Below are 13346 nucleotides of genomic sequence, written 5' to 3' on the forward strand. Positions count from 1 at the left end.
CATTAAACAAAAGATTGCTTTGCATTTTGCAAGTCTGCACCACCATTACAAAATCATTGACACTTATTGCAATTACACGTAAACCGAACCGATCATCAATTAGCTGATTACGTATTCTGTCGACATATTTTTCAATTCTCAGACTTTTTAAATTTGAATATTATGAAAAAGTATTGGCTATTAATTCCGGTAGTTTGTCTGTTGGCAAGCGTATTATACTCTTGCTCACACGGCTTGAAAAAGAAAGAAAATATCATTATCGCGGTAATTCCCAAAATTGACAATGAGATTTTCGATCAGGTAAAGGAGAGCGCCATGCAGGCGGGGAAAAAGCTTGGCATTACCGTCACGTGGGAAGCTCCGACGTCGAACGATGGGGCAAAACAAAAAGCATTGATTGAAAACCTGATAAAATACAAGGTAGATGGTATTATTATCAGTTGCAATGACGAAGAAATGCTGAGAGAGCCCATTAACAAAGCTATAAAAGCAGGCATTAAGGTCGGCACTTTCGACTCTGACTGTGCAAAAAGTGACCGTTTATTTTATGTCGGATCTAACAACATCAAAGCAGGCAAAGTTTGCGGCCAAACCATGTTCCAGCTTTTTAACAAAGCAAAGAAAAAACCACAACATATCCTGGTGTTAAGCGGTGGAATCAACGCCAGTAATATGAAAGAACGTTTTAGCGGATTCCAGATGGAAATGGGCAATGACAAAATCAGCACGGTAATTTACACGTTCGAAATGGAAGGATATGGAGAAGAACTTCTAACCATGAACCTAAAGAAAAATAAAAACATAGATGCCGTCCAGATGATTTGGGGACTTCCGGCACTGAGAGGCGTTGATAGTATCCCCGCCTTATCCAATTTCATGAAAAAAGGAGGAATTGCCGTTTTCTTTGACACATCGAAACCGTTATTGAAATACATCAAAGATCATCCGAACTGCGCTACCATGAAGCAGGATTTCCATGGCATGGGCTACTATTCCGTCGAAAACATGTACAACGCAATCATGAAGCTTCCTTACGAAAAAGAAATGGCCTTTGATGTAAAGGTTATAGACCAATCGAATGCTGCAGAAGAGCTCAAAAACTGGTAATAGCAACCAAAATTCAATAAATAGTTAAGTCCGGAAATCCTCCCAATTTCCGGACTTTCTGTTTTAAAACGCTTCTTGTTTTGTAAAGACACCACCATATAGTCACATACATAACAGTAGCTACCCAAGGCCTTAATAGCATCAAAACAAAGATTCAAAACGGGGTTTCTCACTCCGAAATACACAAAAAACAACAAGGCCGAAAAATCAGTTCGCAGAACTTTTACCCCCCCACACCTACCACACTTACAAACCTTATCATCCTCGGCCATTGCCGCAAATCTGAGAGTACCAAATTGCAAACGATGACAAAACGACCTAGAAGAACTCAAAATTCCTCGCAACATTACTCAGGAGAAAAACCGATGGGCAGATCTAACAAAAAGGCAGAGAGTCCGCATAACAATATGCAGACTCCCCAATTATCAGGTTCAGACCGTATAAGACTAAACCTGCTTAGTTTGATTATTTATTCTCTACCGGGGTTGGTAAATAACCTTCCCCATATAAACCTTCTGTCCGACCGTTAACCGGTAGATCAACATACCCGTAGCCACATTACCGGCAGGAGCATAATCAATGGCATACAACTGATTTCCACTGACAACCTGATCAAATGCTACTGCAATTTTTCGTCCGCTGATATCAAATATTTCCAACAATGCATGAGCATCTTCAGGCGTTTGTAATTTAAAGAACAGATGAGATCCGAATGGATTCGGATAAACATTTAACTCAATTGGATCTGGATGTTCTGAATTGAAAGCCGAAGAGTTTAACGGCATAGTAATTTCAATCATCGCATCATCATCTGCACTTGAATATGTATTATTGCCACCATAATAAGCATCTACATTATGAGGCCCTACCCCTAAACTCGAAGTTGTAAATGTAGCTGTGCCATTACTAAGCAAAACAGTAGTCAAGACAGTTCCTGTTTCATTGTCTTTGAACGTAACAGATCCTGTTGGCATATTTTTGCTTCCTTTGACCGTAACATTAAATGTTATCGGAGTCCCTTTCACTCCTGATGTAGGTGTAGCTACCAAAGTTACAGTTGGCTGAATAGACCCTGTCTTGAATACGACCTTGCTGTGAATTTCAAGATTTCCATCGTTCAATTTTTGTTCAGCAGTACGTATCAATCCCCAGTTAGATGAAAACAACAAGCTGCCATCTGGGTTCCATACAGTAATTCCAAGTCTGTCATTTTTACCAGGTTGTCCATAATCAGTCATGGTAACCATAACTGTAGCTCCATTTGCAAACAAGATATTCGAATGTTGATTATCTCTGATATCAAGTTTACCCGTAAAAGTTGCCATCGCCGGACTTGTTGCTGTTGCAGGAACTACGGCAAGCGAAATCATGTCATCACCGTCAATTTTAAATTGGTGTAACATCCCATGATTTGGCATACATTTATGTCCCCATTGATCTTCAGTTCTGAAAATAATCGCATTAAAATGACCCTTCAGTTCATTCTTCGACGCATCGTATTTTACATTAAAACCAAAGTTCAATTTAGAACCTATATCTCCGTCTTTTGTTCCTGAAACTGCATTCGTCAAAAGCAAATTACCACCACCGGTAACAAAATTATCCAAAGGTTTAGCAACAGTTACGATAGTATTGTCTGACGTTCCTACATAATAGCCATCCACCTGAACCCCTAGTGTAAACTGCAACGCATCATTACTTCCTATATTAGTGGTCCAATCAAACATCACAGTACCTGTTTTTAAATCTGTACTATTTATTAGTGCTACTGGCAACCAATCCGTAATCGGAGTATTGGAATCCATATTCATGAATCTTACTTTTGCTTTCCGAATATCACCCGGATACGCATCATACTTCGGATTGTCAATAATCGCCGTAATATCCTGAATAGTAGCAGCCAATGTCACTATGGCCGTAGAACTTGAAATGCCGGAAGTTGAAGCAAACTGTACTCCAGAATAGTTAACAATCGCATTTTCACGAGCAAGCATCACATTAGACGTTACCGAAGCAGGAACATCATAATTGCTATTAATGCCGTTGAAGTTCACCCTCAGAGTTTTACTTCCAGGCATCATCTGGTCTGCTATTGTTTCCAGCAACGTTGCTGACAGTGTGGCTACCAGATCTTTCCCATTCACAGTCAGATTAGCAGGACCCATAGGCTGTGTTCCCACATAGAACGTTGCAGAGGTTGCTGCCTGAGGTCCGCCGCTCAATAACGGAGCGCCACCAGCTATCGTAGCAGTAAAAATAGCGACATCGCTATATTGGACTGAATCCTTATTCATAGTAACTGTAGCAGTCACAGAAGACGGAGTAATTGCAAACATGATTCCATCGGTAAATGTGATAGTATAGTTTGGATTATTTGCAGTTACAATATTATTCTGCAAAATGGAATAGTTACCTACATTTTCACCAGGACTACGCATTAATGATCCATTCAGATTTACAGTACTTCCATTTGGCAATAATGCAGGATTTGTACCATACAATAATGCAGGATCTGAAGAACCATATTTTTTTCCCTGCCCTGAATTTGGAGTAACCACAACCGAACGAGGCGTAATTGTAAAGTTTGCATTGGTAAATGTAATGTTGTAGTTGCTATTTGCCAATGTCCCCTGATTAATAGGATAACTTCCAACATTTTCTCCTCCGTCTCTACCTAACTGACCATTCAAAGCATCTCCATTCACCAGACTACCAGAGGTAATCTGATAAGTTAATACAGGATCATTATTTCCATAAAGTTTGGTCTGCCCGTCATTCGCAGTTACAGAAATAGCCTTCTGTCCAATGATCAATAAAGCATCAGTCGGAGTTACGATATAGTTTGGATTCGACCCTAAAGTAATTGATATAGGATAAGCACCTACATTTGAGAACTTCTCGGCGATTGTACCCAACGTGTAATTCAGATTATCTCCGTTGACGGTGCCGCTTACTACGGCTGTCAAGGTCGGATTGTCTTCTCCATAGGTCTTGCTCTTGGCATCTACAACGACAGAAGCTGCTTTGGCCGTCACAGTCAACGCACCATCAGGATTGGTAACGTTGTAGTTATCCAGTCTTCCGTTAGGATCAACCAAAGTTCCGACAATCGGATAGGTAGAACCGGCTACGGTTGCATTGGCTGCATCCCCGGTACTAGCGCGAGTGATGGTGATGTTATCACCGGCCTGGATGCCCGTGATACTTCCGGCATAGTCCGCATTGGTCAACACTGCACCATATACTTTCGAACGGTCGGTATTGACAACGGTCAGATCCGCTTTGGTAACGGTCAGGGCACCGTTCGGATTGGTAACGTTGTAGTTATCCAGTCTTCCGTTAGGGTCAACCAAAGTTCCTACAATCGGATAGGTAGAACCGGCTACGGTTGCATTGGCTGCATCCCCGGTACTGGCGCGAGTGATGGTGATGTTATCACCGGCCTGGATGCCCGTGATACTTCCGGCATAGTCCGCATTGGTCAACACGACACCATATACTTTCGAACGGTCGGTATTGACGACAGTCAGGTCTGCTTTGGTAACGGTCAGGGCACCGTTCGGATTGGTAACGGTATAGTTTGCCAGTCTGCTATCCGGGTCAACCAAAGTTCCTACAATCGGATAGGTAGAACCGGCTACGGTTGCATTGGCTGCATCCCCGGTACTAGCGCGAGTGATGGTGATGTCATCACCGGCCTGGATGCCCGTGATACTTCCGGCATAGTCCGCATTGGTCAACACTGCACCATATACTTTCGAACGGTCGGTATTGACAACGGTCAGATCCGCTTTGGTAACGGTCAGGGTATTATCTGTCTTGGTAACGTTATAGTTCGGGTTACTGCCCAGGGTTACCGTGATCGGGTAATCGCCAATACTCGAGAGTTTAACCGCTGTCGTTGCAAGGTTATAGTTAATCGCATCGCCTCCCGGTACCGCACCGCTTGCTACTGCTGTCAAGGCCGGATTGTCATCCCCGTAGGTTTTACTCTTGGCGTCTGCAACTACGGTTGCGGATTTCTGACCAATCGTAAAGATTTTGCTATCGCTGCTTCCCGTATGGTTAGCATCGCCAGCGTAGGTATAACTAGCAGTGGCTGTACCCGCATTGATATTGTTGTCATAAACAGGATCTGGAGTCAGGCTCAGACCGCCTGCACCTGTTACAGTAACCGAAGCCGGTGTAATTGCAGAACCGGCATAGGTAAACGGAGCACCCGTGATGGCAACTACAGTTGTAGAAGCCGCTTTTCCGATAGTAAAGCTCTTACTATCGCTACTACCTTCATGGTTCGCATCGCCGGCATAAGTGTAACTGGCAGTGGCTGTACCTGCATTGATATTATTGGCATAATCCACAGTCGGTGTCAGACTCAAACCTCCTGCACCTGTTACAGTAACCGAAGCCGGGGTAATTGCAGAACCGCTATAAGTAAACGGAGCACCTGTAATTGTTACTGTAGTAACAGAAGCGGCTTTACCTATAGTAAATGCATAACCATCTGAAGTCGCTCCATTATAGTTCGCATCTACCACAACAGTTGCTGTAACCACATAAGTTCCAGCATTAGTAGGAGCCGTCGCCGAAAGACCATATGAAGTAGAACCTGTACCGGAATAGCTATAAGTTACAGGACCTGTTGATCCTGTAACATCAGCAGAAGCAGGGCCTTGTGGTGAACCACTATAGGTAAATGATGTCGTTCCGGTTGCTGTGATTGTTGATTCGGCTTTTCCAATAGTGAAATTATAAGCTACTGAAGTTTTACCGTTGAAGTTATCGTCGGCAGCAACTGTTGCCAATACACTGTATGTACCTGCAAGGGTAGGCTTAGCTGCTAATGGGCCATAGGCTACTGAACCATTGCTCATACCGATGTAACTGAAAGTCACCGTTCCGGTCGAACCTGTAACCGATGAACCATCAGGACCTTGTGGTGAACCACTATAGGTAAATGATGTCGGTCCGGTTGCTGTGATTGTTGATTCGGCTTTATTTACCGTCAATGCCGCAGCATTACTCGTCACACTACCACAAATATTACTAACCACACACCGATATTGGTAACCACTCATCGCAACGGCAGGCTTAGTAAGGGTTAAGGTTACACTAGTTGCACCAGAATAAACACCACCGTTAGATATGTCAGTAAATCCACTACCAGTATTTACCTGCCATTTATAGGAAAGGGGTGTTGTTCCAGATGCTGCTACCGTGAAGCTTGTGTTTGCACCATAAGTTATAGTGGTAGAATTCGGTTGAGTTGTTATTGAAGGCGTAGTATTAATCGTAATAGTTTGTATTCCACTGGTAATAGCACCTAACGCTGAACAACCATTTCCAGAGTTTCCACCACTCCAGGAAACTGTTACATAATAATACAAAGTTCCTACTGCATTTGTAGGTGGTGTATAGGTTGCAGAGGTTGTGCTCGCAGTTTTAGTATTATCTATAGCTACAGCTGTTCCGTCAGTTGTAGAATTAGTCGTATTCTTATACCATGTAATTATTATAGGAAGATATGTATCTTTATTTCCAGGTGCATAAGTACAAGCTGTATTATTCCAAGATATACTAAGAGGTGATGCTGTAGCATCTTTACAATAAGAATTTTCACCTGAGAAATTAATATATGAAGATGGGTAATAATTTGTTTTACCTGCTCCATCCGTAAAAAACACCCTGTAATCATAACCCGAAGCTGTATAAGCTTCCAGTTGGAGCTGAGCACCGGCTTCAAAATCATTTACATACCAGGTAGCATGGACTTCACCGTTTGCATCAGCAATAACGGTCCATGCATCATAAGGGTTGGGGGTTACGCCTGTCACGTCAGGTACGGGCAGTGGCGAGAGGTGGGTCACTTTCAGGTAAACTGTTTCACCGGGGGTCCAATACTCTCCGGCTATTAGTACCGTTGATCCCGGTGCATAGTCCGGTGCATCGGTTTCCACATACGCTTCCTGATCCTGCGCATAAAGATTAGTGCTACACAGGGCACAAAACAGCATTACCAGAAAACTTATCAGAAATGTCTGTTTTCTTTTGGGCGATGACGAGTAGACTTGTGTTTTCATATGATAGGAATTTAGTTGATTAAGTACATATGGAAATAATATTCAGCAAAGCGAACTCCATGTTACAACATGATCGTCTCATCACTGATAGAAATTCATAAAGGATGCTGAATAAAAGAATATTTGCAAAAAACGACACACAATCATTTCTGTTCGGACACAGAAATGGCCAGACGTATTACAGCTTAGTCGTATTTTACAAAAGAATTGCGGAAGTAAAAGAATTACACCAAATCAAGCAGATATCGCTTGCTGATGCAAAAAGGGGCAAAATGGTTTGGAGTGGGTGCATTAATAGAAATCCCCTTACAAGAGTAAATTGAAAAGATCTTTGACAGATGTGTTATAAAAGAAATTATTTTAGGCGCTCAATGTCTTCTTATTAGGATAGATTCCACAACCAAAAATTAACACTTTTATAGCTACATCTACATTTTTATACAAAGTAAGTATTTACAAATGCAAAAGTCAACAGCAAATCACATTTTTAATTATTTTTACACATGGCAAATTTCAGCTTTCTGTTCCTGTAAAACACATCAAAAATAATCAGACTCACACCCTTCCGGTTATTCCAGGACTATGCACAGAGGAAATAACAAAGGAGTCGCCACTCTTGTTTTACGTCGTTTTTTTTTGTTGTTTTGCATAAATATTACAGACATGCAAATTAACAATTTATCAGAAGAAAACTCGCTTCTCAATCAGTTCCTGAAAGAGATACGAAATGTTGAAATACAACAAGATAGCTTACGCTTCAGACGCAACATCGAACGCATTGGCGAAATAATGGCATACGAAATCAGTAAAAGAATGACGTATGAAACCGAAAATGTAAAAACTCAACTTGGTGTCGCTCCCATTAACCTACCAACCGAACAAGTTGTATTAGGAACCATACTGAGAGCCGGTTTGCCTTTTCACAATGGCTTTTTGAACTATTTCGACCATGCCGAAAATGCTTTTGTTTCTGCTTATCGAAAATATAAAGACGCTCTCAAATTCGATATTTTTATTGAATATATTGCATCACCTTCTCTTGACGGCAAAACGTTGATTGTTACCGATCCCATGCTGGCAACCGGCAGTTCGATGGAACTTGCTGTTGGTGCTTTGCATACCAAAGGAAAGCCGGCACATATTCACATTGCTACTATAATTGCCAGCCAGCCGGCCATCGACTATATTCAGTCGAATCTTACTGCAGATAATATCACCGTGTGGACTGCAGCAATTGATCCGGAACTGAACAGCCACTCTTATATTATTCCGGGACTGGGCGATGCCGGAGATTTGGCATTCGGTCAAAAATTATAACATGACTCACAACGAGAGCCCCATAAAGACATTTGTCAAAAGATACTGGAGAACAATAGGCACCGCCTGTGTCATATTGTATCTCTCTACAGCACCCGGATCCGAGTTTGAGCACATTCCAAGCTTTCCAAACGAGGACAAGGTGGTTCATTTTCTCATGTATTTTGGCTTTGCTTTTATTCTCTTATGGGATCTCCTCGACAGGTTTGGAATATCGATTATCCAGCAAAAAAAACTTTTTCTCCTCATCGTAGGATTACCCGTCATTTGGGGTGGAAGTATGGAATTAATACAACAATTCTTTACCTCCACCCGTTCCGGCGACTGGCTTGACGAACTCACCAATACACTTGGCGCCATCTCCGGTTTTTTTGCGGGCAAATGGATATTACCAGCTCTGCTGAAAAGAAAAAAATAACCGTTATTTCTGATATGCGCTATCTCATTGCCTTATCGATGATTAAAGGTATCGGTCCTATTCTGGCTCGAAACCTGATTGCGTACCTTGGCGCTGCAGAAGCCGTTTTTACTGAGACACAACAAAATCTGGAGAAAATTCCGGGTATTGGCGGAGTGCTATCTCAGGCAATCATTGGCAAAACCGACTTGCTGAAATCAGCTGATAATGAGCTGGAATTTATCGCAAAAAATGGGTTCAACGCGTTTGCTTACACCGACAAAACTTATCCTTTCCGACTAAAAGAATGCAGCGATGCTCCTGTCGTTTTATACACAAATGGCAACATTGACCTGAACAAAGGGCGTTTTGTTGCTGTGGTAGGCACTCGCAACATCACCGACTACGGACGTAATGTCTGCGAAACCCTGATTGAAGATCTTGTTCTGCAAATTCCGGATGTCATTATTGTTAGCGGACTTGCCTACGGCGCAGACATAACTGCACATAAATCCGCCTTGAAGCACAACACTCCGACTGTCGGCGTTGTTGCTCACGGACTTGACCGGCTATATCCGGCTGCGCATACCTCAATTGCGTCCAAAATGACCGCCTCCGGAGCCATTGTCACCGAATACACAACCAATACGGAACCGGACAAGCCCAACTTTGTACAACGCAACCGTATAATTGCAGGGATGTGCGATGCAATTGTAGTGGTAGAATCTGCAATACGCGGCGGATCACTGCTCACTGCCGACGCCGCAAACCTGTATAACCGCGAGGTATTTGCCATTCCCGGACGGGTTGGCGACACACGTTCTGCCGGCTGCAACGACCTTATCCGACAAAACAAAGCGGCCCTTATCGAATCGGCATCCGACCTGATAAAAGCCATGAGCTGGCAACCGAACGAAAGCAAAAATTCTAAACAAACTCTCCTCTTCAATGATTTGTCGGAAGAAGAACAGACAATCATTTCTGTTCTTCGCCAACATGAATCCCTTCAAATCAACCAACTCACGCTCAAACTAAAGCTACCGGTTGAAAAACTATTTCCACTGCTTATCGAACTGGAATTCAAAGGACATCTTCGCTGTCTTCCCGGAAACGTATACAAAGTTGTAGGGTAAGAATATTTTATTCAATTATTTATTATCTTTGTTTCCCTGATAAAGCGTAAGCAAATCGGCTCATAAAGTATCAAATCATCAAATTTGAAAAGCCATATATTGCTCTATATTTTACCAGATTGACAACATTTTGCTTTATGTCCATTAGAATGTGCATCGCAACCTGAACAATTGAAGTCAGAAGAACGAATCTGCACATAAACTCCTTGTTTCAACCATTTAATGCTAAAAACCAACCAAAACAAAACCATTTACTCATGAAATCCGAAAGCAAAGTTGGCGAAAAAATTGCCTCCATCCGGGACTCAAAAAATATAACACAAGAAGAACTGGCAGAACGCTGCAACATGTCTTTATTCCAGTTAAAAGCTATTGAAGAACAGAATCTTATAGCTTCTCTTGCTATACTTATCAAAATAGCACGTGTACTGGGAGTCAGACTTGGAACTTTTCTTGATGACGACCTTGGACTTTGGCCGGTAGTTATTCGGAACGAAGAGTCGCACAGAACAATCAGCTTTTCAAGTCAGGTTTCAAACACGCATTCGCACCTCAACTTTTTCTCCCTTGCAGGAAATAAGTCTGGCCGCCACATGGAACCGTTTCTGATTGATATCTTACCCGCAGACAATAAGGAAATTGTACTTTCGTCTCACGAAGGAGAAGAATTTTTATATGTGCTCGAAGGCACCGTAAAAATTCATTACGGAAAAGAAGAATATCTTCTAAACAAAGGAGAAAGCATTTATTACGATTCAATAGTAGCCCATCTGGTTTGTTCAGCTGTAGAAAAACCGGCAAAAATACTGGCTGTGGTTTATTCTCCAATGTAAAAGAACTACCAACAATGGTGCATCATGAACTTGCTGCCACTTCTCTGACTGAAATTAAAGCATCCGTTATAGATCTGGCAATATTACCCTGGGGAGCAACTGAACCTCACAATTTACATTTACCATACGGAACAGATTGTCTTGCATCCACTTCAATTTCGATAGATGCAGCAAAAAAAGCAGCTCTGCAAGGGGTGCGCTGTATGGTTTTGCCTGCCATTCCGTTAGGCTCCCAAAATCCGGGACAAACGGACATGCCCTTATGCATACACGCTCGTTACGAAACTCAAAAAGCGATTTTAACCGACATTGTGGCATCACTTCAACGACAGGGATTTCGCAAGCTTGTAATTGTTAACGGACACGGCGGCAACAGTTTCAAAAACATGATTCGCGATCTGGCTGTCGATTATCCTGATTTTACAGTAGTGATCGCCAATTGGTACGATATTATTCCTCAGGAAGGATATTTTGAAAACCGCGACGATCATGCCGGCGAAATGGAAACATCCGTCATCATGCACTACTTTCCGGAGCTGGTTTTGCCTCTCTCAGAGGCCGGCGAAGGCACTGAAACGCGTTTCTCAATCGACTCGCTGAACGACAAGACGGCCTGGACTCCCAGACACTGGACAAAAGCGACCAACGATACCGGAGTTGGCAATCCTAAACTGGCAACGGCAGAAAAAGGCAAACGCTATGCGGATGTCGTTTCTGACAGGTTATGTAAACTTTTTATAGAACTAACTACCAAAGAATTATACTAAAACACGAACATTCCCATGCAGCTTTTTGACAGAACTTTAGGAGACTGGTTGGAACATTGGGCAACCGAAACCCCTGACCACGAATATATTGTATATTCGGATCGCAATCTGCGTTTTACATGGAAACAATTTAACGACCGGGTCGATTGCATGGCAAAAAGCATGCTCTCGATTGGCGTAAAAGGTGGTGATCACGTGGGCATTTGGGCGCAAAATGTACCTGACTGGCTTACCATACTTTATGCCTGTGCCAAGTTAGGAGCTGTTGCCGTAACTGTCAATACCAATTACAAGCAACACGAGCTGGAATATCTGGTTGAAAATTCCGATATGCACACGTTGTTCATTACCAACGGAACGTTCGAAAGCGACTATGTGAACATGACATACGAGATGCTTCCTGAACTGAAGAACTGCGAAAGAGGGCATCTGAAAAGCGAACGATTCCCCTGCATGAAAAACGTAGTCTATATTGGACAGGAAAAGTTCCGGGGCATGTACAACACGGCAGAACTATTGCTTTTGGGGCAGAATCTGGACAACGCACCTCTTCTGGAAGCAAAAAAGAAAGTAAATTGCCACGACGTAACGAATATGCAATACACCTCAGGAACAACAGGTTTCCCAAAAGGTGTTATGCTTTCGCACCATAACATCGCCAACAATGGCTATATTACGGGGGAAAACATGAAATTCACCCAACAGGATAAGCTTTGTGTTTGCGTTCCTTTATTTCATTGTTTTGGGGTTGTTTTAGCCACCATGAACTGCCTTACACACGGATGTACTCAGGTAATGGTTGAGCGGTTTGACCCACTGGTGGTATTGGCATCAATTCACAAAGAACGATGTACGGCTGTTTACGGCGTACCCACCATGTTTATCGCGGAGCTTCACCACCCGATGTTCAATATTTTCGACCTCACCTCGCTACGCACAGGGATTATGGCCGGATCGCTCTGCCCTATCGAGTTGATGCGTGAAGTAAGCGACAAAATGTACCTTCAGATTACCAGTGTTTACGGGCTTACCGAAACATCTCCGGGCATGACTCAAACCCGCATCGACGACCCGTTTGAGGTGCGTTGCACAACAGTGGGTAGCGACTTTCCATTCGTTGAAGTACAGGTCATCGATCCCGAAACCGGAGAAATATGTCCGGTAGGCGTACAGGGCGAAATGTGCTGCCGCGGATTCAACGTTATGAAAGGATACTACAAAAATGAAGCCGCTACTGCAGAAGTCATCGACAAGAATGGTTTCTTACACTCCGGCGACCTTGGTGTAAAGGACGAAAACGGAAATTATCGGATTACCGGCCGTATCAAAGACATGATTATCCGCGGTGGAGAAAATATTTACCCCCGTGAAATTGAAGAATACCTTTACAAGTTACCTCAAATAAAAGATGTGCAGGTGGCAGGTATTCCTTCCGAAAAATACGGAGAACAGGTCGGAGCGTTTATCATTCTCAAAGAAGGACAGACACTTCTTGAAGAAGACATTGTTGATTTCTGCCGGGGAAAAATATCGAGATTTAAAATTCCGAAATATATTTTCTTCGTCAAGGAATTTCCTATGACCGGCAGCGGAAAAATTCAAAAATACAAGTTGAAAACTATAGGACTTGAAATGCTTCAAGAGCAAGGCATTGAAGTTATCTAACAACAAAAAAGGCTTTAATCACTTTGATTAAAGCCTTTTTTTGTTGT

The 13346-nt window shown here is 42.6% G+C and carries 8 protein-coding genes; 7 read left to right on the forward strand and 1 reads right to left on the reverse strand.

From position 1 onward, the window contains the following. Nucleotides 1–162 precede the first annotated feature (162 nt). On the forward strand, nt 163–1107 hold the full coding sequence (locus PJIAN_RS13810; RefSeq protein WP_068706060.1) for a substrate-binding domain-containing protein: 945 nt from the start codon (nt 163–165) through the stop codon (nt 1105–1107). Between the two features lie 476 nt (nt 1108–1583). On the opposite strand, the gene PJIAN_RS13815 is transcribed toward PJIAN_RS13810, so the two are convergent. Beyond that, complete coding sequence (locus tag PJIAN_RS13815) at nt 1584–7187, reverse strand: MBG domain-containing protein (protein WP_068706062.1); 5604 nt, start codon at nt 7185–7187, stop codon at nt 1584–1586. Between the two features lie 663 nt (nt 7188–7850). Here PJIAN_RS13815 and upp point away from each other — a divergent pair. From upp to PJIAN_RS13850, 6 genes are all read left to right on the forward strand, one after another. Next, on the forward strand, nt 7851–8504 hold the full coding sequence (upp, locus tag PJIAN_RS13825; protein ID WP_068706066.1) for a uracil phosphoribosyltransferase: 654 nt from the start codon (nt 7851–7853) through the stop codon (nt 8502–8504). Between the two features lies 1 nt (nt 8505). Further along, on the forward strand, nt 8506–8922 hold the full coding sequence (locus PJIAN_RS13830; RefSeq protein ID WP_068706068.1) for a VanZ family protein: 417 nt from the start codon (nt 8506–8508) through the stop codon (nt 8920–8922). Then, on the forward strand, nt 8886–10034 hold the full coding sequence (dprA, locus tag PJIAN_RS13835) for a DNA-processing protein DprA (protein ID WP_084252425.1): 1149 nt from the start codon (nt 8886–8888) through the stop codon (nt 10032–10034). The genes PJIAN_RS13830 and dprA overlap by 37 nt, the downstream gene beginning before the upstream one ends. Before the next feature lie 257 nt (nt 10035–10291). Further along, a complete protein-coding gene (locus PJIAN_RS13840) occupies nt 10292–10867 on the forward strand; it encodes a helix-turn-helix domain-containing protein (protein WP_068706070.1) in 576 nt (191 codons plus the stop codon). Between the two features lie 14 nt (nt 10868–10881). Further along, nucleotides 10882–11634 carry a creatininase family protein gene (locus PJIAN_RS13845; protein ID WP_068706072.1) on the forward strand — a complete coding sequence of 251 codons (753 nt, stop codon included), beginning with the start codon at nt 10882–10884 and terminating at the stop codon, nt 11632–11634. A 15-nt stretch (nt 11635–11649) separates the two neighbouring features. After that, on the forward strand, nt 11650–13299 hold the full coding sequence (locus PJIAN_RS13850) for an AMP-binding protein (RefSeq protein WP_068706074.1): 1650 nt from the start codon (nt 11650–11652) through the stop codon (nt 13297–13299). The last annotated feature ends 47 nt before the right edge of the window (nt 13300–13346 follow it).

The sequence above is a fragment of the Paludibacter jiangxiensis genome, assembly GCF_001618385.1.
In the GTDB taxonomy this organism is placed as follows: Bacteria; Bacteroidota; Bacteroidia; order Bacteroidales; family Paludibacteraceae; genus Microbacter; species Microbacter jiangxiensis.